Here is a 22,433-nt window from a genome sequence, read left to right as displayed (position 1 = left end):
AGCTCGTCCTGTACACTGCACACAAGCTGGATCAGCCATGCCCTCGCTCTCTCTCACGCCCGCCAACACCCTGCCGGCCGATGCCGACCGCGCCGCTCTGGCCGGCCGGGTCTGGCGCCCTGATCTTGCCGGTCCGTCGGTGGTCAAGCTTGAGGGCGATAGGGTGATCGACGTCACCGCCACCTTCTCGACCATGCGCGACCTCTGCGAGACCACCGATCCGGCAGTAGCGCTGCGCGCCGCTGATGGCGAGAGCCTCGGCTCGCTCGCCGATCTCCTCGCCAACAGCTCGGCCGCCAGCCGCGATGACGGCAAGCCCTGGCTGCTCGCTCCGGTCGACCTGCAGGCGGTCAAGGCGGCCGGCGTCACCTTCGCCGTCTCGATGCTGGAGCGCGTCATCGAGGAGAAGGCGCGGGGCAACCCGGCGGCTGCGGCCGAGATCCGCGCCGAGATCGGCAAGCTGATCGGCGACGACCTTTCAAAGCTCAAGCCCGGCTCCCCGGAGGCGATGAAGCTGAAGGAGGTGCTGATCGCCCAGAACAGCTGGAGCCAGTATCTCGAGGTCGGCATCGGGCCGGACGCCGAGATTTTCACCAAGGCGCCGCCGATGTCGGCGGTCGGCACCGGCGCCGACGCCGGCCTGCACCCCGCCTCGAGCTGGAACAATCCCGAGCCCGAGATCGTGCTGGTCGTCGCCTCGGATGGCCGCATCGTCGGCGCCAGCCTCGGCAACGACGTCAACCTGCGCGATGTCGAGGGCCGCTCGGCCCTGCTGCTCGGCAAGGCCAAGGACAACAACGCCGCCGCCGCGATCGGCCCGTTCATCCGCTTCTTCGACGGCGATTTCTCGCTCGACCATGTCCGCAAGACGACGGTGAGCCTGACCGTCGCGGGCGAGGACGGCTTCACGCTGGAAGGCTCGTCCTCGATCGCGAAGATCAGCCGCGATCCCGCCGACCTCGCCGCGCAGATGATCGGCCCGCACCACCAGTATCCGGACGGGGCGGTGCTCTATCTCGGCACCATGTTCGCGCCGATCAAGGATCGCGATGCTCCGGGCGGCGGCTTCACCCACAAATACGGCGACGTCGTCACGATCTCGGCGCCCGAGCTCGGTGCGCTGGTCAACCGCATGCGGCGCACCGACGAATGCGAGCCCTGGCGCTTCGGCGCCTCGCATCTGATGCGAAACCTGGCGAAGCGCGGGCTGCTGTGACGCGCCTGAGCTATATCGACTACCACACCTGCGGCGAGCCGGTTCGCATCGTCACCGGTGGCTACCCGGAGTTGACCGGCGCCGGCATCCTCGACAAGCGCCGGCAGGCGCGCGAGCAACATGACCATCTTCGCCGCGCGATGATGCTGGAGCCGCGCGGGCATGACGGCATGTATGGCGTCATCCCGGTCGCGGCGAGCCATCCGGACGCGGCTTTCGGCGTGCTGTTCACGCATAACGAGGGCTATTCGACCATGTGCGGCCACGCGACCATCGCGCTCGGCCGCTATGCGATCGAGCAGGGCCTGGTCGAGGCGAGCGAGCCGGTCACCCGTTTCGCCATCGAGGCGCCCTGCGGGCTGGTGCGCCTAGCCTGCGAGGTCAAGGGCAGCAAAGGCTATTGGAAAGTCGGTAACGTCAGCTTCGAGAGCGTGCCGGCCTTCGTCGAGGCCCGCGACCTCGTCGTTTCCGTGCCCGCCATAGGCGATGTCGTTACCGACATCGCCTATGGCGGCGCCTATTACTGCATCCTGCCGGCCTCGCGTTTCGGGCTCGACCTGATGCAGACGCCGGTGGAGAAGATCGTCGCGGCCGCCGGCGCGCTGACCGACCAGGTCCGGGCGAGCCGCACGATCACGCATCCGACCGAGCCCGATCTCGGCTTCCTCTATGGCACGATCGTCACCGACGAGGCCGGGCCGGGTGAGGACAGCTTCAATCTCTGCGTCTTCGCCGAGCGCCAGATCGACCGCTCGCCCACCGGATCCGGCGTCACGGCCCGGATGGCGCTGGACCATGCCAAGGGGCTGATTCCCGCCGGCCAGAGCCGCCGAATCCGCAGCATCACCGGCGGCACCTTCATCGGCAAGGTCATCGGCCCGGTCGACTTCCCTGCTGCGGGCGCGGTGACCGTCGAGGTCGGCGGCCGCGGTCATCTCGCCGGGGAAGGCAGCTTCGTCATCGAGGCGGACGACCCGCTCGGCCACGGATTTGCCCTGCCGAAGCGCTTCGCAGAGATCGTGGGCTAGATCAGGCGCTCGCGGCGCCCCGCTCCGACAGGGCGGTCTCGATCGCGAGCCGGAGGTCGCGCGCCGCCTCGCGGACGTCGTCGCCGCCGAAGAGCGCGCCGATCACCGCAACGCCATCGGCGCCCGCAGCGATCACCGAGCCGGCATTTGCGGCGGTGATGCCGGCGATGGCGCCGACCGGCAGGGCGCCGAGCACGCGCGTTGCCGCCTGGCGCAAGGCTTTGAGCCCGTCGACGCCGAGCGCCGCGCCGGCATTGTCCTTGTGCGCGGTCGGGAAGACGCCGCCGATGCAGGCATAGTCGATCTTCGCCGAGGCCAGCTCGGGCAGCTCGCTCTCATGCTTCAGCGTTGCGCCGATGATCGCGCGCGGGCCAAGCAGGCGGCGGGCATCGACCAGCTTCATGTCGTCGGCGCCGAGATGGACGCCGTCGGCGCCGGACGCGAGCGCGACGTCGACGCGGTCGTTGATCAGCAGCGGCACATTGGTGCCGTGCAGGGCCGAGCGAATGGCGCGCGCCTCGCGCACCATCTCGCGCGTCGTCTCGGTCTTGGCACGAAGCTGGATCAGCGTCGCGCCGCCCTCGACTGCCGCGCGAGCCATGTCTGCCATGGAGCGGCCCTTGGCGATCTGCGGATCGACGATGCCGTAAAGAGTGATGTCGACGCTCATCGTCCGCTTCCCATCCGTGCCGCCAGCGTCGCCGCGTCCATCGCCGCCACCGCGTCGATCAGCTCGACCTCGAAGCTGCCGGGGCCGCGGCAGCGCTCGGCGGCGATTTCGCCGGCAATGCCATAGGCGGTCAAGGCCGCCGCCGCCGCGACCGCCTTGTTCGCCTCGACCGCGCAGCAGGCCGCGATCAGCGCGCCGGCGGCGCAGCCGATGCCGGTGACCCTGGTCATCAGCGGATGGCCATGCGCAACGGAAAAGCTCGCCGACTCGTTCTCGATCCGGTCGACCTTGCCGGTGGTGACGCGGGTCACGCCCTTTGCGGCGGCGAGATCGACGGAGAGCGCCGCCATCTCGGTGGCGTTGCCGCGCACCAGGATGTCGGGCAGGCGCAGCACCTGCCCGGCGATGTGCCGGCGCAGCGGCGAGAGCTCGACGAAGACCGGGTCGAAGACTACAGGCTTCCCATGATCACGCGCCACTTCGAGCAGCTTGGGGATGGCGAGCTCGCTCTCCGCGTTGATCGTGCCGATATTGATCAGGATCGCGCCGGCGCCCTCCGCCATCGCCGCGACCTCGTCGACATGGATCGCCATCGAGGGGATCGCGCCGAAGGCGAGCAGCATGTTGGCGGTGAGGTTCTGCGCCACCGTGTTGGTCAGGCACTGCACGCGCGGGCGGATCTCCGCCACGCGCGCGAGAACGGAGGCGACCTCCTGCGGCTGCAGGGTTCGCGCCAGCGCGATCTCGGTGGTGTCGCTCGTCATCTTGTCTCCATCGGGCTCGCCAAGGGATATGGACAGAATCTAGCCCAGCGCCATCAGGGCAAGGTCGGTGGTGCCGCGCGCGGCGAGCCGACCGGCCGCGCGCGCCGCCCTGATACCACTGCGACAGCAGAGCACAACGCGCCGGCCCTCAGCGTCATTCAGCGACAGCCGGTCTATCTCATCGACCGTCAGCCTGATCGCATCCGGAGCGGCCGCAACCGGTGCCTCCTCGACACCGCGTAGCTCGACCACGATATCCTCGGCCGACAGCTGCGAGGGCGCGATGAAGGGAAAAGAACCCGAAAGCGGCTCCGGCGCCCCGGCGAAGCAGAAGCCGCCGAAGCCCAGGCGGCGTGCGTCGAAGCTGATCACGCGACCGAGCGGTGACGGCTCCAGCCCAAGCGCCAGCAGCAAGGCCTTCTGCGCCTGCAGCAGGCCGAGGGTGGCGACGGCCGGGCCGAGCACGCCTGCCGTGGCGCAATCGGCGGCGCGGGCCGGCATTTCCGGGAAGACGGCGCGATAGCTCGGCCCGCCACCGCAGAAGGCGCCGACATAGCCGGCGGTGCCGACGATCGAAGCGCTGATCAGCGGCTTGCCGGCCTCGCAGCAGGCGTCGCTCAGAACATAGGTCGCAGCGAAACTGTCGGCGGCGTCGACGACGATATCGGCACGCGCCACCAGTTCCGTGACGTTGTCGGGCGCGAGCCTGAGCGCCAGCGCTTCGACCGCTACGCCGGGATTGTATGCGGCGAGCGCCTCGCGCGCCGCCTCGACCTTCGGCCGTCCGACGTCGCCCATACGGTAGAGCGGCTGGCGGTGCAGATTGCTCTCCTCGACGCGGTCGGGATCGGCCAGCAGCAAGCGGCCGATACCGGCGCCGACGAGATAGGACGATACGGGACAGCCGAGGCCGCCTGCGCCGACGACGAGGATGCGCGTGCGCGCCAGCCGCGCCTGCCCCTCGGGGCCGATCTCCGGCATGACGATCTGGCGGGCATAGCGTTCGGTCATGACTCCCTCCCCAGTCAGCCGAGCAAGGCGCGGCCGAGCACCGGCGTGGATGGCGCAGCCATGTCGCGCGGCTCCATCGGCCCGGCTTCGAAGGCGAGGCGTCCGGCCTCGACGGCGCGGGCGAAGGCGGCTGCCATCGCGGCGGGATCGCCGGCCTTGGCCACGGCGGTGTTGAGCAGCACCGCGTCGTAGCCGAGTTCCATCGCCGCGGCAGCATGCGAGGGCAGGCCGATGCCGGCGTCGACGACGAGCGGGACATCGGGGAAATGCGCCCGCAGCGCCCGCAAGCCATAGGGATTATTCAGGCCCTTGCCAGTGCCGATCGGCGCGCCCCAGGGCATCAGCACCCGGCAGCCGGCCTCGACCAGCCGCTCGGCCACGACGAGGTCCTCGGTCATGTAGGGGAAGACCTCGAAGTCCTCGGCGCAAAGGATGCGTGCGGCCTCGACCAGCCCGAAGACATCCGGCTGGAGCGTGTCGGCCTCCCCGATCACCTCCAGCTTGATCCAGGGCGTACCAAAAACCTCGCGCGCCATCTGCGCCGTCGTCACCGCTTCCTTCACCGAGTGGCAGCCGGCGGTGTTCGGCAGAACCCTGACGCCGAGGCCGCGGATCAGCGCCCAGAAATCCTGGCCGCCGCCAAGTCGCCCGGCCTCGCGGCGCAGCGAGACCGTGACGACGTCGACGCCGGCCGCTTCGACCGCTCGCTGCAGCACGGCCGGCGAAGGATATTGCGCCGTGCCCAGAAAGAGGCGCGAACGCGGGGTGAAGCCGTAGAAATCCATCGCCTCAGCCTCCCTGCATCGGCGCGAGGATCTCGAGCCGGTCACCGTCCGCGAGGATCGTCCGCGCCCGCGCACCGGTGGGCACGAAGGCTTCGTTCACGGCGGTGGCGACGACTGCGCCGGCATAGCCCAACTCGGCCAATGCCTCGGTCAGAACGGGGGCGGCGACCTCACGCGTGTCGCCGTTGACGATGATGCGCATCGGGCAGCTCCCTTGATGCGAGAAGACGATCGGCCACCTGCCCGGCCAGAGCCGGCGAGAGCAGGAAGCCATGGCGGAACAGGCCGTTGACGCGTAAGGTCCGGCCATCCTCGACGATCCCCGGCAGGTTGTCGGGAAAGGCCGGGCGGACATCGGCGCGCAATTCGACGATCTCGGCCTCACCGAAGGCCGGATGCAGCGCATAGGCGGCGCTGAGCAATTCGATCGCCGAGCGGGCGCTGACGCGGCGGCGATCATCGCTCTCGATCATCGTCGCGCCGATCATGAAATGCCCGTCGGAGCGCGGCACGACATAGAGCGGAATGCGCGGATGCAGCAGCCGGACCGGACGGCTCAGCCTGATCTCGTCGGTGCGCAGCACCAGCATCTCGCCGCGGACGCCGCGCAATGCGCCCAGACGGTCGCGTGCCGTGAGGCCACGGCAATCGATGATGCGGTCGGCATCGAGTTCCGTCTCGTCTGCCTCGACGCCGTAGTGGAATGGCACGCCGGCCGCCTGCAGCGCCTCGACTAGAGCCGCCATCGCGCGGCGCGGATCGAGATGAGCCTCCTGCGCGAAAAACAGGCCCTGCCGGAAGCGGCCGGCGAGATCGGGCTCCAGCGCAGCGACGCCCTCGGCGTCGAGCCGTTCGTATCCGGATGTCCGAGCCGCGAAACGCGTCAGCTCGCCGGCATCGCGGGCAGGAGCGAGCACGAGCGTGCCTTGGGCGAGCGTGCCGGCGTAATGGCGCGGCCACCAGTCGAGCGCCTGCCGGCCCAAAGTGACGACAGCCTCTTCGGCGCTCTCGCGCTCGCACCAGGGTGCCAGCATGCCGCCGGCTGCCCAGGAGCAGGCCTGCTCGCCGAGCGCAGCACCGCGTTCGAACACGTCGACCGCGATGCCCCGCTTGGCCAGCTCAAGCGCCGTCACGAGGCCCGCCACGCCAGCCCCGATCACAGCGACGCGCATGGTTTCTACTCCGCCGCCGGCAGATAGAGATTGCCGCCCTGCTTCAGGAACTCCTGCGACTTTTCCGCCATTCCTTGAGTGGCCATCGCTTCGAGCGCCGCGCGCTCATTGTCGCCCATGGCCTGCACCTCGGCGCGCAGATCCTGGGTGATCTTCATCGAGCAGAATTTCGGGCCGCACATCGAGCAGAAATGCGCGACCTTGTGGGCGTCCTTCGGCAGCGTCTCGTCATGGAAGGCGCGGGCCGTGTCGGGATCGAGCGCCAGGTTGAACTGGTCCTCCCAGCGGAAGTCGAAGCGGGCACGCGAGAGCGCGTCGTCCCTGAGCTTGGCCGCCGGATGGCCCTTGGCGAGGTCGGCGGCATGGGCGGCGATCCGATAGGTGATGACGCCGGTCTTGACGTCGTCGCGATCGGGCAGGCCGAGATGCTCCTTCGGCGTGACATAGCAAAGCATGGCGCAGCCGAACCAGCCGATCATCGCCGCGCCGATGCCCGACGTGATGTGGTCGTAGCCCGGCGCGATGTCGGTGGTCAGCGGTCCGAGCGTATAGAACGGCGCTTCGCCGCATTCGCGCAACTGCTTGTCCATGTTCTCCTTGATCTTGTGCATCGGCACATGGCCGGGGCCCTCGATCATCACCTGGCAGCCCTTGTCCCAGGCGACCTTGGTGAGCTCGCCCAGCGTCTCCAGCTCGGCGAACTGGGCGCGGTCGTTGGCGTCGGCGATCGAGCCGGGGCGCAGGCCGTCGCCGAGCGAGAAGGAGACGTCGTAGCGCCGCATGATCTCGCAGATCTCGTCGAAGCGCTCGTAGAGGAAGCTCTCCTTGTGATGCGCCAGGCACCAGCGCGCCATGATCGAGCCGCCGCGCGAGACGATGCCGGTGACGCGGCTGGCAGTCAGCGGCACATAGGGCAGCCTGACGCCGGCATGGATGGTGAAATAGTCGACGCCCTGCTCGGCCTGCTCGATCAGCGTGTCCTTGAACACCTCCCAGTCGAGCTTGATCGGATCGCCGCCGACCTTCTCCAGCGCCTGGTAGATCGGCACGGTGCCGATCGGGACCGGCGAGTTTCTGAGTATCCAGGAGCGGATGTTGTGGATGTTGCGCCCCGTGGAGAGATCCATGACCGTGTCGGCGCCCCAGCGGATCGCCCAGACCAGCTTCTCGACCTCCTCGGCGGCGCCCGAGGTCACGGCCGAGTTGCCGATATTGGCGTTGATCTTGACCAGGAAATTGCGGCCGATCGCCATCGGCTCCAGTTCGGGGTGGTTGATGTTGGCGGGGATGATGGCGCGGCCGCGGGCGATCTCGTCGCGGACGAATTCCGGCGTGACGAATTCCGGGACCGAGGCGCCGAAGCTCTCGCCGTCGGCATGGCGCTCGCGGGCACCGTCCAGCATGGCGGCGCGACCGAGATTCTCGCGATGGGCGACGTAGATCATCTCGGGGGTGACGATGCCGGCTTTGGCGAACTCGTACTGGGTCGCCATCTGGCCGGACCTGGCCTCGAGGATCGGGCGCTGCGCCGGGCAGGCGGGAACGAGCTGCTCGGCCGAGATATTGCCGTTGTCGGCGGCAGTGACGGCGCGGCCGGGCACCGTCTCGAAGCCGCGCGCATCGAGCCAGGCGCGGCGCGGCTGCACCAGGCCGGCGTTGAGGTCGATCTTCGCATCGGTCTCGGTATAGGGGCCTGAGGGGTCGTAGATGCGCACCGGCGGCTCGGCGTCGGTGGTCAGCACGACCTCGCGGAAGGGCACGCGCATGTCGGGATGCTCGGGCGCGGCGACATAGATCTTGCGCGAGCCGATGATCGGGCCGGTGGTCACCGTCTGCGGTGCGGCCTTGACGCTGTTCTTCTGGGGTTTGGTGTGGGCGTTCATCTTTAGGATCTCCTCCCTCTCAGGTTCAGGAGATCCGGGGCGTCTGACGGTCCAGTCGCTGTCTGCGGATGCACTTGTGGCGCAGCCGCGTTCCAGTCCCTCCGCCGGTATGACCCGGATCAGGTTCGATGGGTTCGGCTGTCAGGCCATCTCAGCTCTTGTCGAGCACCCCTCGGAACGAGGCGGAGGTTAGAACCGTCGTGACCTCGGCGCAACCGGCAAAGGAGCACGATCAAACGCCGCGCTGCCATGCGCAGGAGACAACACAGCTGGCGGGATCGAAAAAATCAGGCGGTGATGTCGAGATTGCCGCCCTGGCCGGCAGGGAGCATCGCCTGCTGCTGCTCGGAGGCCTGCTGCAACATGGCGACCAGCGCCTGGTCGGAATCGGCGTTCTGCTTGACCATTTCCAGCTGCAGCGCCTGCTGCGTCGCAGCCGACTTCATGCTGATCAGGCTCTGGGCGATCGCGACCGACATCTCGCTCATGGGCATGGCTCCTCGTCGCGGACCATAGGCGGCGAGCCTTACCCGAATCTAAACCCGAAGCGGCGAGCTCTAACGAGTCGGTGCGATGATCGACGGCACCGGCTTCGGCATCGGAATCTCGCGGTTCGGTTCCGGCGGGCCGGAACGATCGCGTGCAAGCTGTTGCCGCTCGCGCCGCGCCTCGACGCGATCGGAGCGCGGCTCGAGCTTCTGAACCTCGCCCGCATTCGGCGACATCGGCACGCCCGGTGCGCGCTGACGCTGCGTCTCCGACGGAACGGACTGAGCGGCAGCGGCTTCCGCCGCCAGCAGCCCCATGGCGAGCAATCCGAGCAGAATCCATGAGTTCTTGCGCATGGCATTCCTCCAGTCAGGCAGGCGCGAGGCGAGCCCGCCTGCGGGAGGAACCGGAGCGACGTGGGGATTGTTCCGGGTTGCCGATCACAAAAGCCGGAGCGGCCGGAGCCGCCCCGGCCTGCGTCACTGCTGGTTCTGTCCAGTGAGCAGCGGCGTGATCCGGCGCAGCGTCACGCGCCGGTTTTCGCGGGAATCACCCTGTGTCTGGATCTTCAGATACTGCTCGCCATAGCCCTGCGTCGTCAGGTTCTCGGCCGGGATGCCGAAATCGCGGGTCAGTATCTCGGCGACGGATTGCGCCCGCCGATCCGACAGCGAGAGGTTGTCGACATCGGAGCCGACCGCGTCGGTATGGCCCTCGACCAGGAAGACCTCGTTGGGCGCGCGCTCGACCGCCTGGCGTACCGCGTCGGCGATAACCCGCAGGCGCCCGGCCTGGTCAGGTGTGACCGTCCAGGAGCCGGAGTCGAAGTTGATCGTATCGATGTCGACGCTGCGCATATGGGCGCGCAGGTCGGGCGAGTAGCGGACCTCGTCCAGCGTATAGCGGCGCGGCACCGGCGCGACCGGCGGCGCGGTGATCGTCTCGTAGATCAGCCGCTCGTCGGCGCGTTCGGCATCGACGATGTAGCGCTCGCGCGGGATGCGCAGCGGCGGCGGCGGCAACTCGACGACCTCCTCGGCGAAGCGGGCCTGCGGCCCGTCGCGGCGGACATTGTCGATGATGACGAATTCGCCGCCGTCGCGCTCGCGCCGCGAGCGGCGGATCAGCCGGCCCTCGGCATCGGTCACCGTGACGATCTGCGTGCCGTCCGGGCGATCATAGATCGTAACGGTCTCCTCGCCGCGTCGCTCGCTGCGGGTGTCGAGGCCGAGATCGCGGAAGCGCTGCGTCTCGTCGCGGCGGATGATGACGCGATCGTCGTCGCCGCGGATGATGGTGCGGCCGGGCTCGCGGATGATGGTGACGTCGCCCTCGCGCGTCTCCTGCCGCCGGCTGCGGATGTCGTCGAGCCGATTCGCGCCCTGCGTCGCCATGATGCCGCCGATCGCGGCGGCGCCGAGACCGATCGCGGCCGCGCCACCGAGGCCGATGCCGCCGCGGCGACCCTGCCGGTCAGGCGCGGGCTGGCCCGGCGCACCGGGCTGCGGCTGGACCTGTCCGGGCGCGACGCCCGGCTGGGACGGGGCGCCCGGCGCGCGGCCGGCATTCGGAGCGGGAGCAGACTGGCCCGTCGCAGGCTGACCGGCGCCGAGAGCACCTTGGCCAGGCGCGGGCTGGGTGGGGGCAGGCTGCGTGGGTGCCGCCTGTCCAGGTGCCGCCTGTCCAGGTGCCGTCTGGCCAGGCTGGCGGCTGAGGCCGGAGGGCTGCTGCGGCTGGGCCGGCGCCGGCTGCGACGGAGCGGTACCGGGTTGTGACAGCGCGCCTGGCGCACGGCCGGCATTCGGTGCGGTCGCCGGCTGGCCGGGTGCGGGCTGGCTCGGCGCCTGCCCAGGCTGACGGCTCAAGCCAGGTTGCTGCTGCGACGGAGCCGGCTGGGACGGGGCCGTACCCGGCTGCGACAGCGCGCCGGGCGCCCGACCGGCTGGCGGTGCAGCGGAGGGCTGGCCGCTGCTGCCTGGAGCAGCCTGTCCGGGCGCGGGTCGAGCGGGTGCCGAGGGAGCGGCCGCGGGCGGCTGGCCGGGAGCCGTCTGGGAAGGCGCGGGGCGGCGCTGACCGTCACCAGAGGGTGCTCCCGATGCATTGGGCTGGGCCGGTGGCGCGCTCGGCCGGGCTGGCGAAGCCGGGGGCGCGATCTGCCCCGGGGCCGGACGATGCGGCTCGCTCGGTGCGGTCGAAGGCGCACGCGGCGCCCCTTGCGGTGCAGAAGGCGCGATCTGGCCGGGCGCCGCGCCAGCGGGCGGTGCCGGACGGCGCGGCTGCTCGGGCTCGGCCCGGTTGGCCGGAGGCGCGGCCTGCGGCGCAGACGGTGGGCGCGGGGCGCTCGGGGGCGCTCCGGCCGGACGCTCGGGGGCGGCGGGGCGGGCGGCAGGTGGCTGGCCCGGAGTGGGGCGAGCGCCGGGACGTTCCTGGCCACCCGGCGCCGGGCGCTCCTGGCCGCCCGGCCGCTGGCGGCGCTGGTCCGGCCGGTCGTCATCGCCGGATTGCGCCTGCGCAAGCTGGAGCGATGGAGCGGCGAAACTGCCCTGCGACAACACGATGGCGGGAATGATGGTGCCGATCAGAAGCAGGTTTTTCGTGCGCGTCATGACATCCGTTTCCAGTTGTTCTTCCGGAGATGAACGCCTCCGCGCCCTGAATTCCGAATGAACCGAAAACGGCCGAAATCGGGCACGGTTCCGCTGACGCGGGGGCACCCGGCCCGAAAATCACGCCCGCGTCAGAGTCCCGCCTGCGCCTTCACATAGGCCGCGATCTCGGCATGCGTCGCGAACCAGACATCGCCCTTGGCCTTGGCGTGGCGCACAAGCTCCTCGAGGATCCAGAAGCGCGAGCGGTAGGTGATGACATGCGGATGCATGGTCAGCAGGAAGAGCCCGCCCTCGGCGTAAGCGCCGTCGAATTCGCGCTTGAAGATGTCGAACACCGCTTCGGGCGAGGTGTAGGGCCGCAGCGCCTGGAAGCGGTTCATGTTGAAATAGACCGCGTCGTCGCGAATCCACTCGACCGGGAGCTCGACCATGCCGGTCGGCTCGCCCTTCTCGATCAGCTCGTACGGATCGTCATCGGCGAAGAGCGAGGAATCGTAGATCAGGCCGAGCTCGCGCTCGACGGCGAGCGTCACCTCGGAAAAATCCCAGGACGGGGTGCGCATGCCGACCGGCCTGACACCCGTGACTTTCTCCAGCGTATCGGCCGAGCGCAGGTGCAATTCGCGCTCCGCCTCAGGTGGCACAGCGGTGTTGACCTCGTGGATCCAGCCATGCAGGCCGATCTCGTGGCCTTCGGCGATGACGCGGCGCTGTTCGTCGGGATAGAGGAGTGCGGTCACAGCCGGCACGAAGAAGCTCGCCTTGATCTCCTCGCGCGCCAGCATGGAGAGGATGCGCGGCATGCCGGCGCGATTGCCGTACTGGCCCCAGGACAGCCGGCCGACCGATTTGCCGCCGTCGCGCAGTTCATTGGTCTCGTGATCGACGTCGAAGGAGAGCGCTACGGCGCAACGCGCCCCACCCGGCCACACCTTCGGCTTGAGGTTGCGGCCAGCGCGGACCTGCTCGACCTTGCCGCGCCAAATCTCCTCCGGCCATTGCCAGGGCTTCAGTTCGGTCATGGCGTTCCTCCTGATCTTACGCTGCCGCCTCGGGCAGCACCGGTACGGCCGCGAGCAGCCGCCTGGTGTAGTCGTGCTGCGGGTTGTCGTAGACCTCGCCTGCCGGCCCCTCTTCGACGATGCGGCCGCGATACATCACCGCGACGCGGTCGCAGAGATGCCGGACCACCGAGAGGTCGTGCGAGATGAAGATCAGGGTCAGGCCGAGCTCGGCCCGCAGCCGCATCAGCAGGTTGATGATCTGCGCCTGGATCGAGACGTCGAGCGAGGCGACCGGCTCGTCGCAGATGACGAGATCGGGCTGCATGGCGAGCGCACGGGCGATGGCGACGCGCTGGCGCTGGCCGCCGGAGAACTGGTGCGGGTAGCGCTCGGCGAAGGCGGGGTCGAGCCCGACCGCGGCGAGCCAGTCGCGGACGTAAGCTCCGCTAGCGGACTTGTCGACCAGCCGATGGGCGAGCGGCCCCTCGGCGATGCCCTCGCCGATGCGCATGCGCGGGTTGAGCGAGGCGAACGGGTCCTGGAAGATCGTCTGGACCCGGGTGGTCAGCTTCTTCGGCTCGGCCCCCTCGCTCATCACCGGCAGGCCCTCGAGGCGAACGGTGCCCGAAGTGGGCGCGTAGATGCCGGCCGCCATGCGCCCGAGCGTCGACTTGCCCGAACCGGATTCGCCGACGAGCCCGAGCGCCTCGCCGCGTGGGACAGTCAAGCTGACCTCGTCGACCGCCATCACTGCCGGCGGCGGTTGCAGCATGCCCAGCTTCTGGCCGAGTGCGCGCAGGGCGCGGGGCCGCGACTCGAAGCGCTTGCTGACGCGATCGGCGACGAAATAGGGCGCGCCCGGTACCGGCGCGGCAGCGGCTGCCGCCGGCTTGCGGGCGGGCGGGGCGGCATCGGGAACGCCGCCGCCGCGCAGCAGGAACTCGCCAGGCCTGGCACGCGAGGGCAATGCGTCCAGCAAAGCGCGGGTATAGGCGTGCTGCGGGCGCGTCAGCACATCGAGCGTCGGGCCGGCCTCGACGATCTTGCCGAGCCGCATCACCGCAACGTGCTGGGCGATCGAGGCGACGGTGGCGAGGTCGTGGCTGATCCAGATCAGCGCCGTGCCGAGCTCGGCGACGAGCTCCTTCATCTCGGCGAGGATCTCGGCCTGGATGGAGACGTCGAGCGCCGTCGTCGGCTCGTCGCAGATGATCAGCTTCGGCCGGTGCAGCAGCGCGATCGCGATGGCAACGCGCTGGCGCATGCCGCCTGAGAGCTGGTGCGGGTAGAAATCGACCGTCGCCTCGGGGCGCGGGATGCGGACCTGGGCGAGGCCGGCGATGGCGCGCTGGCGCGCCTCGGCAGCGGACATCGATCGGTGCGCCTCGATCGCCAGCCTGATCTGCTCGCCGATGGTCAGCACCGGGTTCAGCGTCATCAGCGGGTCCTGGAAGACCATCGAGACGACCCGGCCGCGCAAGCTGCGCAACTCGTCTGCCGGCAGACCGACGAGCTCGCGGCCATCGAGCTTCACCGAACCACTCGCGACGCGGCCGGGCGGGTCGATCAGGCCGATGATCGAGAAGCCGGTCACGCTTTTCCCCGAGCCGGATTCGCCGACAAGGCCCATCACCTCGCCGCGACGCAGGCAGAACGAGACGCCGTCGACCGCCCTCACCACGCCGGCGCCGGTGAAGAATTGCGTGGTGAGGTCACGGACCTCGAGAAGGGGAGCGTCTGTCATGAGCACACCTCCCCCGTCATGCTCGGCCTTGTGCCGAGCATCCACGTCCTGAACACAGCCCTCGACCTACGAAGGCGTGGATGGTCGGGACAAGCCCGACCATGACGGAGCGTGCTCGCACCCTCCCTCATCGCTTCAGCCTCGGATTGACCTGGTCGCGGATCTGGTCGCCGACCAGGTTGATCGCGACGATCAGCAGGATCAAGGCGAGCCCCGGATAGATCGAGATCCAGTAGCGGCCCGACAGCATGTACTGGAAGCCGTTGGCGATCAGCGATCCCAGCGAAGGCTCGGTCACCGGCAGGCCGACGCCGAGGAAGGAGAGCGTCGCCTCCAGCGCGATGGCGTTGGCGACCTGCACGGTCGCGACCACGATCAGCGGCGGCAGGCAGTTCGGCAGGATGTGGCGCCAGATCACCTGCCGGGCCGGCAATGGCGTCGACAGCGCCGCCTCGACATAGTCCTTGCCGCGCTCGGCCGAGGCGGCGCCATGGGCGGTGCGGGCGAAATAGGCGTATTGTGCCGCGACCAGCGCGGCGATGAGCTGCGCCTTGCCCTGGCCGAGCAGGGCCGAGATCACCAGCGCCAGCAGGATCGCCGGGAAGGCGAGCTGCAGGTCGATCACGCGCATGATGAAGGCCTCGCGCCGGCCGCCGAGATAGGCGGCGGCGATGCCGAGCGTGACGCCGATGGCGAAGGCGAAGGCGCCGGCGACCAGCCCCATCTGCAGGGAGATGCGCAGGCCATAGAGGATGGCCGAAAGCAGGTCGCGCCCCTGCGCGTCGGTGCCGAGCCAATGGGTATAGCCGCTGGAGCCGACATAGCCCGGCGGACGGCGGGCGTCGGACAGAACGAGATTGGCGAGGTCGTAAGGGTTCTGCGGCGCGATCAGCGGCGCGAGCACGGCGACGCCGATCATCAGGACGACGACGACGAGCGCGGCAACAGCGATGCGGCTCTCGCGGAACTCGCTCCAGAAGCGGGCGATGGGCGTTTCGGTCCGCATCACGCCCGGCCCTTCCGCAGTCGCGGATCGAGCGCGAAATAGGTCAGGTCGACCAGGAAGTTGATCATGATGAAGACGAAGGCGACCAGCATCAGATAGGCGACCATCACCGGCCGGTCGAGCGACTGGATGGAATCGATGATCAGCTTGCCGATGCCGGGCCAGGAGAAGATCGTCTCGGTCACCACGGCGAAGGCGAGCGTCGAGGCGAATTCCAGCCCGAAGACGGTGACCAGCGGAATCGAGATCAGGCGCAGGACATGCCGACGCAGGATGACGCTCTCCGGAATGCCGGCGGCGCGGGCGAATTTCACGGTGTCGGTCAGCATGACTTCGCGCGTGCCGGCCCGCGCCAGCCGGGTCATCAGCGCGAGCTTGAAGAAGGCGAGGTTCAACGCCGGCAGCAAAAGATGCGACAGGCCGTTCGGCGTCAGGAAGCTCCATTCGACGCCGAAGAGCCGGGCGGTCTCGCCGCGCCCGCCGGCCGGCAGCCATTGCAGCTCGACGGCGAAGGTCATGATCAGGACGAGGCCGATCCAGAAGGTCGGCACCGAGAAGCCGAGGATCGAGAGCGCCATGATCAGCTTGGACAGCGGGCTGTCCGGCCGGTAGCCGGCATAGATGCCTGCGGGGATGCCGATCAGCGCCGCCCCCAGAACGGCCGCCAGCGTCAGTTCCAGCGTCGCCGGCAGGCGCGACAGGATCAGTTCCAGCACCGGCATGCCGAAGACGAAGGAGCGGCCGAAATCGCCGTGCAGGACGCGATCGAGAAAAGTGAAATACTGCTCCCACAGCGGCTTATCCAGGCCGTAGCGGGCGATGGTGTCGAGCCTGATGTCCTGGCTGACATCGGGGCCGATCAAAACGTCGATAGGGTTGCCGATCGCGTAGACGCCGACGAAGACAAGCGCCGACATGACCAGCATGACGGCCAGCGCCTGCAGGATACGCTCGATGACATGGGTCAGCATCGGAGGGACATTCGTCGCCGTTGCTTCGCAACCTCCATGCCAAGGAGAGGGGATTCGTTGCCGCTCTCCTGGATAGAGACAGCGGCAGAATAGGTCATCACGGCCAGCTCTCGACCATCACCGCGCGGGTTTCCTCGACGCCCACGGCCCAGAGCGCCAGCATGTCCTCGTCCGGCCGCTGGTAACGGCCATGGAAATTGCCGTCGCCGAGGATCTCGCGCTTCCGCTGCGGACTGGCGGCCTGGTAGAGCGCGGCATCGAAGGGCGGCTTCACCCCATCGGGCAGGGTCACGCCTTCGAGGCGCGTCCAGGGGAAATTCTCCATCCAGGAGGCATGCGAGGCTGCCGGGTCGGTCGCCTTCACCGCCTGCTGGAAGCGCGGCCCTGCCCACCAATTGTGCATCTTGACGCTGGCATCGGGGCGCCGGCCCATCCATTCGGTCACCGCCGTCATCACCGGCGTGTTGCCGCCATGGCCGTTGACCAGCACGATGCGGCGGAAACCGGAGCGGTAGACCCCTTCGAGCAGGTCCTCGAGCAGGGCGATATAGGTGGTCATCCGCAGCGAGATCGTGCCGGGATAGGCGGTAAAGCCCGGCGTCATGCCATAGGCCTGAACCGGGAAGACCGGGATGCCGAGCGGCTCGGCCGCCTCGGCGGCGATACGCTCGGACAGGATCGCGTCGGTGGCGAGGCTCAAATAGGCGTGTTGTTCGACGCAGCCGAGCGGCAGCACGCAGCGATCGTCGCGCTTCGCCTGTTCCTCGATCTGCATCCAGTTCATCCGGGCGACGAGCACGGCCTGATCCTTGCGTTTCGGCGAAACCGCGTCATCCTTGACAGCGGTATACGGGACCGTCAAGTTCCATATGGAACTAAATTGGATGTCCGAGATGGCACGCGCCCCGACTTCCTTGTCCAAGCTCGACCGCGACCGCGAGGCGGCGCTGCGCGAGCTTGACCCGCTGACCGTCACCAAGCTCTGGGACAATCCCTGCTGGCTGTCGTTCCGGCTCAATTTCATCGCCTTCCGCTTCAACGACCCGGTCTATCGCTGGATCGAGACGCGCTACGGACTGGTACGGCCGGAATTCGTCGCGCTCTACGCTGTCGGGCTCAAGGGCGGCGTCGCGGCCAAGAACATCGTCTCCTCCGCCGGCCTGCCCAAGAACACGCTCTCGCGCGCGATCCAGAAGCTGCTGCAGCGGCGCCTGCTCAAGCGCGAGACCGATCCGGCCGATCTGCGCAGCTATGTGCTGGCGCTGACGCCGGCGGGGCGCGCCATCTTCGACGAGACCATGCCGATGATGGTGGGACAGCAGACTGCGATGCTCGCAGTGCTGACCGAAGCCGAGCAGAAGCAGCTGTGCGAATTGATGGACAAGATGGTGATCGCCTCACCAGCGTGGCCTGCCGATCTCGAACCCGAAGGGACCTCAACATGACCAAGCCTTTGCCGCACCGGTCCCCGTTATGGCGGACCGTGGCCCTCGCCGCCCTGATCGGGCTGCCGCTCTCCGGCGCCGCGATGGCGCAGACGCTGACGATCGGCGTCCGCGCCGGGCCGGAATCGATCGACCCGCATTTCACCGCGACCGGCACGCATGCCGAGGCGCTGAAGCATGTCTTCGACACGCTGACTTGGTCGGGCGACAAGCTCCAGATCGAGCCGCGGCTCGCCTTGAGCTGGAAGGCGATCGAGCCCGCCGTCTGGGAGTTCAAGCTGCGTCCCGGCGTCAAGTTCCATGACGGCTCCGACTTCACCGCCGAGGACGTCAAGTTCTCGATCGAGCGCATCCCGGTCGTCGCCGGCCCGAATCCGACGACGATCTATGTCCGGCGCGTCAAGGAGGTGAAGATCGTCGATCCGCTCACCGTCCACATCGTCACCGATGGGCCGGCGCCGAACCTGCCGAACGATTTCATCCGCCTGTTCATCGTCTCGCACAAGGCCGCGGCGGGACTGACCAAGGACAATGCCAACGACGCCTTCAACACCGGCAAGGCGGCGATCGGCACCGGCCCCTACAAGTTCGTGTCCTGGACGCCGAAGGACCAGCTCGTGCTCGAGCGCTTCGACGGCTACTGGGGCGAGAAGGAGCCGTGGCAGCGCGTGCTGCGCAAGGAGTTGCCGAACGATGCCGCCCGCGTCGCCCAGCTCAAGGCCGGGCAGGTCGACATCATCGTACGCGCGCCGGCCTCCGACGTGCCGACCCTTAAGCGCGACGCCAAGCTCACCGTCGCCACGATCGACACGGTCTATGTCTTCAACATGGAACTCGACATGCGGGACAAATCCCCGCAGATCAGCGCCAAGGACGGCTCGGCCCTGCCCAAGAATCCGCTGCAGGACGCCAAGGTGCGCGAGGCGATCGACCTCGCCATCGACCGGCCGGCGCTGGTGGAGATCGCGATGGAAGGGCTCGGCGCCCCGGCCAACCAGCTGGTGACACCCGATATCGCCGGCTTCAACAAGAGCCTGCCGCCGCTGAAGCCGGATCTCGCCAAGGCGAAGAAGCTGATGGAGGAGGCCGGCTATCCCAACGGCTTCAAGGTCTCGTTCTCCTTCACCAATGACCGCCTGCCGGGCGACCGCCAGGTCGGTACCTCGATCGCGCAGATGCTGGCGCGGATCGGCATCGAGGTGAACGCCAACGCCCAGCCCGGCGCCGTCTTCTTCCCGGCCCGAACCCGCGGCGAGTTCTCGCTGGCGATGTCCGGCTGGGGCACGCTGACGGGCGAGGCGAACTACACGCTTTCCTCGGTCGTGCACTCGAACGACCCGGCCAAGAAGCTCGGCGCCTTCAACGTGCTCGGCTACAAGAACGCCGAGCTCGACAAGCTGATCGAAGACGCCGCGATCGAGATGGACGAGGCCAAGCGCAACGACCTGCTCTCGCAGGCCAACGCCATCGTCGCCAAGGACCGGCCGCGCCTGCCGATCCTCGCCGTCGGCTCAGCCTGGGCGATGCAGAAGGCCAAGGTGACGATTCGCCCGCGCGTCGACGAGGACACCCTCGCCATGGACATCAAGCCGGCGAAGTGAGGCTCTAACCCTTCTCCCCTTGGGGGAGAAGGTGTCTGCGAAGCAGACGGATGAGGGCAGCGCGACCGGATGAGGCGGCAGCCGACTTGCCCGTCCTTCCCTCATCCGTCAGCGCTTCGCGCTGCCACCTTCTCCCCCGAGGGGAGAAGGGATTGCACCTGAGGATGTTTCAGCATGACCATCGCCCTCGCCATTCATGGCGGCTGCGGCACCTTGCCCAAGGCCGAGATGACCGACGCCGAATGGGCCGAGGCCAAGGCCCATCTCGCCAAGTCGCTGCGGGCCGGCTGGGCTGTTCTCGCCAAGGGCGGCAGCGCGGTCGATGCGGTCGAGGCCGCCGTGCTGGTGATCGAGGATTCCGTCCATTTCAACGCCGGCCATGGCGCCGCCTTCAATGCCGATGGCGAGCATGAGCTCGACGCCTCGATCATGGACGGTTCGACGCTGGCGGCCGGCGCGCTCTGCGCGGTCAAGCGCATCCGCAACCCGGTCAGCGCCGCCAAGGCGCTGATGCATCGCGGCGATCCATTGCTGCTGACCGGTCCCGCCGGCGACGCCTTCGCCCAGACCGAGGGGCTCGACATCGTCGAGAACGAGTATTTCTCGACCGAAAGACGGCGCAAGAACCTGGCATCGATGAAGATCCGCGAACTCGTCGGCACCGCCGGCGAGGCGAGCGAGGCCGAAAAGCACGGAACGGTCGGCGCGGTCGCGCTCGACGCCAACGGCCATCTCGCCGCCGCCACCTCGACCGGCGGCTACACCAACAAGCCCCCGGGACGCGTCGGCGATTCCCCGATCATCGGCGCCGGCACCTATGCCCGCGACGGGCGCTGCGCCGTGTCGGGTACGGGCAAGGGCGAGTTCTTCATCCGCTACTGCATCGGCCACGAGATCGCGTCGCTGATCGGCTATGCCGGCCTCTCGCTGAAGGAGGCGGCCGATCGCGCCATCGCCGAACTGACCCAGCACAAGATCGGCGCCGGGCTCGTCGCCGTTGGAGCCGACGGCACGATCGTCGCGCCCTATAATTCCGAAGGCATGTATCGGGGCTGGGTGACGCCGGACGGGCTCGTCCATGTCGCAACCCATGCCGATGTCGAGGTGATGGGGCAGGCATGACGACCGAACCCATCCTGATCTGGGGCGCCGGCGCGATCGGCGGCACGCTCGGTGCCTATTGGGCAAGGGCCGGGGTGCCGGTGCTCCTGGTCGATATCGTTCCCGAGCATGTCGAGGCCTGCCGGACCACGGGCCTAGCGATCACCGGCCCGGTCGAGGACTTCCGCCAGGTCGTGCCGGCGGTGACGCCGCAGGAATTGACCGGTACGTTTTCGCGCATCGTGCTGGCAGTGAAGGCAGGCGCTACCGACGCTGCGCTTGCCGCCCTGAAGCCGCATCTCGCCGCCGATGGCTTCGTGCTCTCGGCCCAGAACGGGCTCAACGAGATCACCATCGCCAAGACGGTCGGTGAAGCGCGGACGATGGGCTGCTTCGTCAATTTCGGCGCCGACTGGCATGGGCCGGGCGAGATCCTCTACGGCAATCGCGGCGCCGTGGTGGTCGGCGAGCTCAATGGGGCGATGAGCGAGCGCGTGCGGGAGATGCACCGTTTGCTCGCGATCTTCGAGCCGGACGCGGTCCTGACCGACAACATCTACGGCTATCTCTGGGGCAAGCTCGCCTATGGCGCGATGCTGTTCGGCACCGCTCTCACCAACGACTCGATGTCGGCGAATTTCGCCGACCCGCAGCGCCTGCCGGTCTGGCTGACACTGGGGCGCGAGGTCGGCGCGGTCGCGGCAGCGCGCGGCGTCACCTCGCTAGGCTTCGGCGAATTCGACCCTGCCGTGTTCGCGCCGGGCGCACCGGACGGCCCGCAGGTCGAAACGATCGCCTGGCTCGCCGACTACACCTCGAAGACGGCCAAGACCCATTCCGGCATCTGGCGCGATCTTGCCGTGCGCAAGCGCAAGACCGAGGGCCAGGCGCAGATCGGCATCATCTCGCGGCTCGGGCGCGAGGTCGGCGTCGCCACGCCGGCCCTGGAACTGTTGGTATCCCTGATTCAGGACATCGAGGACGGCCACCGCCCGATGTCCCTGGACACGCTGAAGGTCCTTATCGAGCAATGCAGATCCGCTTCGACGACCGCGTAGCCCTCGTCACCGGCGCAGCCCAGGGCATCGGCCGCGCCATCGCCGCCGCGCTGGCGCAGGCCGGCGCGAAGGTCCATCTCGCCGATCTCGATGCGGAGGGCGTCGCCGCCAGCGCGGATGCGCTCGGCGCGAGCGCCCATGTCGCCGATCTCGGCAGCCCGGAGGCCGCCAAAGACCTGGTGGGCGCGATCCTCGCCGCCGAGGGCCGGCTCGACCTGCTGGTCAACGCCGCCGGCGGCGTGCGCGGCCAAACCGGCCGGCCGATCGAGGAGATTTCCGAGAGCGACTGGCGCGCCATCTTTGCCGCCAATGTCGATGCCGCCTTCTTCCTGTCGCAAGCTGTGGCCCCGGCGATGAAGCGGGCCGGGTACGGCCGTATCGTCAACATCTCCTCCGGCGCCGGCCTGCGCCCGAGCCTGACCGGCATCCAGGCCTATGCCAGCGCCAAGCACGCTCTGGTCGGCCTGACAAGGCAGCTCGCCTGGGAGTTCGGGCCCGATGGCATCACCGTCAACTCGGTCGCTCCCGGCTTCGTCCGCTCCAATCCCGCGACCGAGCGGCAATGGGAATCCTATGGGCCGGATGGCCAGAAGCGGCTGATCGACGGCATCCACACCCGCAAGCTCGGCACGCCCGAGGATATCGCCCATGCCAGCCTGTTCTTCCTCTCCGAGCAGGCAGGCTGGGTGACCGGCCAGATCCTCTCGGTCGATGGCGGGCGCTCCTGAGACGACCAAACCCGCACGACATGGCTGACGCAAATCGGCCGACCTGACAGCCCACCCGCATCGCCCGACCGCGCGCTGCTCAACCCGGTGGCAGCCCCGCCTGTTTTTCGACGATTGACAAACTGCGAAACGCAGTCGAGATTTCATA

At 68.6% G+C, this 22,433-nt stretch carries 22 protein-coding genes and 1 riboswitch; of the genes, 7 read left to right on the top strand and 15 right to left on the bottom strand.

Annotated features, from left to right (window positions below; all coding sequences use genetic code 11):
- Nucleotides 1-37: 37 nt before the first annotated feature.
- A complete protein-coding gene (locus tag V7S63_RS18495; protein WP_336531267.1) occupies nt 38-1,216 on the top strand; it encodes a fumarylacetoacetate hydrolase family protein in 1,179 nt (392 codons plus the stop codon).
- The gene (locus V7S63_RS18490) at nt 1,213-2,244 is read left to right on the top strand and encodes a proline racemase family protein (protein WP_336531266.1); all 1,032 of its coding nucleotides are present in this window, start codon (nt 1,213-1,215) and stop codon (nt 2,242-2,244) included. Before V7S63_RS18495 ends, V7S63_RS18490 begins: the two co-directional genes overlap by 4 nt.
- Before the next feature lies 1 nt (nt 2,245).
- Here the strand turns inward: V7S63_RS18490 and thiE are convergent, their stop codons facing one another.
- From thiE to V7S63_RS18415, 15 genes are all read right to left on the bottom strand, one after another.
- A complete protein-coding gene (thiE, locus tag V7S63_RS18485) occupies nt 2,246-2,914 on the bottom strand; it encodes a thiamine phosphate synthase (RefSeq protein ID WP_336531265.1) in 669 nt (222 codons plus the stop codon).
- Entirely contained in the window at nt 2,911-3,678 is a 768-nt protein-coding gene (locus V7S63_RS18480; RefSeq protein WP_336531264.1) for a hydroxyethylthiazole kinase, read from the bottom strand. The genes thiE and V7S63_RS18480 overlap by 4 nt, the downstream gene beginning before the upstream one ends.
- Nucleotides 3,679-3,717: 39 nt before the next feature.
- A complete protein-coding gene (locus V7S63_RS18475; protein ID WP_336531263.1) occupies nt 3,718-4,689 on the bottom strand; it encodes a HesA/MoeB/ThiF family protein in 972 nt (323 codons plus the stop codon).
- A 14-nt stretch (nt 4,690-4,703) separates the two neighbouring features.
- On the bottom strand, nt 4,704-5,474 hold the full coding sequence (locus tag V7S63_RS18470) for a thiazole synthase (RefSeq protein ID WP_336531262.1): 771 nt from the start codon (nt 5,472-5,474) through the stop codon (nt 4,704-4,706).
- Nucleotides 5,475-5,478: 4 nt separating this feature from the next.
- On the bottom strand, nt 5,479-5,676 hold the full coding sequence (gene thiS / locus V7S63_RS18465) for a sulfur carrier protein ThiS (RefSeq protein WP_336531261.1): 198 nt from the start codon (nt 5,674-5,676) through the stop codon (nt 5,479-5,481).
- Nucleotides 5,645-6,646 (bottom strand): glycine oxidase ThiO, encoded by a 1,002-nt coding sequence (thiO, locus tag V7S63_RS18460; RefSeq protein ID WP_336531260.1) that lies wholly within the window; start codon nt 6,644-6,646, stop codon nt 5,645-5,647. The genes thiS and thiO overlap by 32 nt, the downstream gene beginning before the upstream one ends.
- Before the next feature lie 5 nt (nt 6,647-6,651).
- Nucleotides 6,652-8,529 carry a phosphomethylpyrimidine synthase ThiC gene (thiC, locus tag V7S63_RS18455; protein ID WP_336531259.1) on the bottom strand — a complete coding sequence of 626 codons (1,878 nt, stop codon included), beginning with the start codon at nt 8,527-8,529 and terminating at the stop codon, nt 6,652-6,654.
- 78 nt (nt 8,530-8,607) lie between these two features.
- A riboswitch (TPP riboswitch) is annotated at nt 8,608-8,712 on the bottom strand.
- 104 nt (nt 8,713-8,816) lie between these two features.
- Nucleotides 8,817-9,017 carry a hypothetical protein gene (locus tag V7S63_RS18450; protein WP_091834996.1) on the bottom strand — a complete coding sequence of 67 codons (201 nt, stop codon included), beginning with the start codon at nt 9,015-9,017 and terminating at the stop codon, nt 8,817-8,819.
- A gap of 69 nt (nt 9,018-9,086) precedes the next feature.
- Complete coding sequence (locus V7S63_RS18445) at nt 9,087-9,335, bottom strand: hypothetical protein (RefSeq protein ID WP_143079707.1); 249 nt, start codon at nt 9,333-9,335, stop codon at nt 9,087-9,089.
- 162 nt (nt 9,336-9,497) lie between these two features.
- On the bottom strand, nt 9,498-10,883 hold the full coding sequence (locus V7S63_RS18440; protein WP_336531258.1) for an OmpA family protein: 1,386 nt from the start codon (nt 10,881-10,883) through the stop codon (nt 9,498-9,500).
- A gap of 872 nt (nt 10,884-11,755) precedes the next feature.
- On the bottom strand, nt 11,756-12,649 hold the full coding sequence (locus V7S63_RS18435; protein WP_100960000.1) for a polysaccharide deacetylase family protein: 894 nt from the start codon (nt 12,647-12,649) through the stop codon (nt 11,756-11,758).
- Nucleotides 12,650-12,665: 16 nt separating this feature from the next.
- Nucleotides 12,666-14,375, bottom strand: coding sequence for an ABC transporter ATP-binding protein (locus V7S63_RS18430; protein WP_336531257.1), 1,710 nt, complete (start codon nt 14,373-14,375; stop codon nt 12,666-12,668).
- 127 nt (nt 14,376-14,502) lie between these two features.
- On the bottom strand, nt 14,503-15,381 hold the full coding sequence (locus V7S63_RS18425; RefSeq protein ID WP_091835012.1) for an ABC transporter permease: 879 nt from the start codon (nt 15,379-15,381) through the stop codon (nt 14,503-14,505).
- Nucleotides 15,381-16,352 carry an ABC transporter permease gene (locus tag V7S63_RS18420; RefSeq protein WP_100959996.1) on the bottom strand — a complete coding sequence of 324 codons (972 nt, stop codon included), beginning with the start codon at nt 16,350-16,352 and terminating at the stop codon, nt 15,381-15,383. Before V7S63_RS18420 ends, V7S63_RS18425 begins: the two co-directional genes overlap by 1 nt.
- Before the next feature lie 97 nt (nt 16,353-16,449).
- Nucleotides 16,450-17,151 (bottom strand): creatininase family protein, encoded by a 702-nt coding sequence (locus tag V7S63_RS18415; RefSeq protein ID WP_336531256.1) that lies wholly within the window; start codon nt 17,149-17,151, stop codon nt 16,450-16,452.
- Between the two features lie 94 nt (nt 17,152-17,245).
- On the opposite strand from V7S63_RS18415, the gene V7S63_RS18410 reads away from it, so the two are divergent.
- The 5 genes from V7S63_RS18410 (at nt 17,246) to V7S63_RS18390 (ending at nt 22,285) form a co-directional block, all read left to right on the top strand.
- A complete protein-coding gene (locus V7S63_RS18410; protein ID WP_167561635.1) occupies nt 17,246-17,797 on the top strand; it encodes a MarR family winged helix-turn-helix transcriptional regulator in 552 nt (183 codons plus the stop codon).
- A complete protein-coding gene (locus V7S63_RS18405; protein WP_091835021.1) occupies nt 17,794-19,398 on the top strand; it encodes an ABC transporter substrate-binding protein in 1,605 nt (534 codons plus the stop codon). Before V7S63_RS18410 ends, V7S63_RS18405 begins: the two co-directional genes overlap by 4 nt.
- A 174-nt stretch (nt 19,399-19,572) precedes the next feature.
- Entirely contained in the window at nt 19,573-20,520 is a 948-nt protein-coding gene (locus tag V7S63_RS18400) for an isoaspartyl peptidase/L-asparaginase family protein (RefSeq protein ID WP_336531255.1), read from the top strand.
- Entirely contained in the window at nt 20,517-21,557 is a 1,041-nt protein-coding gene (locus V7S63_RS18395) for a ketopantoate reductase family protein (RefSeq protein WP_336531254.1), read from the top strand. The genes V7S63_RS18400 and V7S63_RS18395 overlap by 4 nt, the downstream gene beginning before the upstream one ends.
- Nucleotides 21,530-22,285 carry an SDR family NAD(P)-dependent oxidoreductase gene (locus V7S63_RS18390; RefSeq protein WP_336531253.1) on the top strand — a complete coding sequence of 252 codons (756 nt, stop codon included), beginning with the start codon at nt 21,530-21,532 and terminating at the stop codon, nt 22,283-22,285. The genes V7S63_RS18395 and V7S63_RS18390 overlap by 28 nt, the downstream gene beginning before the upstream one ends.
- The last annotated feature ends 148 nt before the right edge of the window (nt 22,286-22,433 follow it).

The organism is Allobosea sp. CCNWLY174 (genome assembly GCF_037120455.1).
In the GTDB taxonomy this organism is placed as follows: domain Bacteria; phylum Pseudomonadota; class Alphaproteobacteria; order Rhizobiales; family Beijerinckiaceae; genus Allobosea; species Allobosea lupini.
Note: the sequence above shows the minus strand (reverse complement) of the source record. Positions and strands in the feature narration are given on the sequence as shown.

What these genes read in the sequence shown, in the direction of transcription:
- V7S63_RS18495 (WP_336531267.1), top strand. Translation starts at nt 38, where the DNA reads ATGCCCTCGCTCTCTCTCACGCCCGCCAACACCCTGCCGGCCGATGCC.
- thiE (WP_336531265.1), bottom strand. Translation starts at nt 2,914, where the DNA reads ATGAGCGTCGACATCACTCTTTACGGCATCGTCGATCCGCAGATCGCC.
- V7S63_RS18480 (WP_336531264.1), bottom strand. Translation starts at nt 3,678, where the DNA reads ATGACGAGCGACACCACCGAGATCGCGCTGGCGCGAACCCTGCAGCCG.
- V7S63_RS18475 (WP_336531263.1), bottom strand. Translation starts at nt 4,689, where the DNA reads ATGACCGAACGCTATGCCCGCCAGATCGTCATGCCGGAGATCGGCCCC.
- V7S63_RS18470 (WP_336531262.1), bottom strand. Translation starts at nt 5,474, where the DNA reads ATGGATTTCTACGGCTTCACCCCGCGTTCGCGCCTCTTTCTGGGCACG.
- thiS (WP_336531261.1), bottom strand. Translation starts at nt 5,676, where the DNA reads ATGCGCATCATCGTCAACGGCGACACGCGTGAGGTCGCCGCCCCCGTT.
- thiO (WP_336531260.1), bottom strand. Translation starts at nt 6,646, where the DNA reads ATGCGCGTCGCTGTGATCGGGGCTGGCGTGGCGGGCCTCGTGACGGCG.
- thiC (WP_336531259.1), bottom strand. Translation starts at nt 8,529, where the DNA reads ATGAACGCCCACACCAAACCCCAGAAGAACAGCGTCAAGGCCGCACCG.
- V7S63_RS18450 (WP_091834996.1), bottom strand. Translation starts at nt 9,017, where the DNA reads ATGAGCGAGATGTCGGTCGCGATCGCCCAGAGCCTGATCAGCATGAAG.
- V7S63_RS18445 (WP_143079707.1), bottom strand. Translation starts at nt 9,335, where the DNA reads ATGGGGCTGCTGGCGGCGGAAGCCGCTGCCGCTCAGTCCGTTCCGTCG.
- V7S63_RS18435 (WP_100960000.1), bottom strand. Translation starts at nt 12,649, where the DNA reads ATGACCGAACTGAAGCCCTGGCAATGGCCGGAGGAGATTTGGCGCGGC.
- V7S63_RS18430 (WP_336531257.1), bottom strand. Translation starts at nt 14,375, where the DNA reads ATGACAGACGCTCCCCTTCTCGAGGTCCGTGACCTCACCACGCAATTC.
- V7S63_RS18425 (WP_091835012.1), bottom strand. Translation starts at nt 15,381, where the DNA reads ATGCGGACCGAAACGCCCATCGCCCGCTTCTGGAGCGAGTTCCGCGAG.
- V7S63_RS18420 (WP_100959996.1), bottom strand. Translation starts at nt 16,352, where the DNA reads ATGCTGACCCATGTCATCGAGCGTATCCTGCAGGCGCTGGCCGTCATG.
- V7S63_RS18410 (WP_167561635.1), top strand. Translation starts at nt 17,246, where the DNA reads ATGGCACGCGCCCCGACTTCCTTGTCCAAGCTCGACCGCGACCGCGAG.
- V7S63_RS18405 (WP_091835021.1), top strand. Translation starts at nt 17,794, where the DNA reads ATGACCAAGCCTTTGCCGCACCGGTCCCCGTTATGGCGGACCGTGGCC.
- V7S63_RS18400 (WP_336531255.1), top strand. Translation starts at nt 19,573, where the DNA reads ATGACCATCGCCCTCGCCATTCATGGCGGCTGCGGCACCTTGCCCAAG.
- V7S63_RS18395 (WP_336531254.1), top strand. Translation starts at nt 20,517, where the DNA reads ATGACGACCGAACCCATCCTGATCTGGGGCGCCGGCGCGATCGGCGGC.
- V7S63_RS18390 (WP_336531253.1), top strand. Translation starts at nt 21,530, where the DNA reads ATGCAGATCCGCTTCGACGACCGCGTAGCCCTCGTCACCGGCGCAGCC.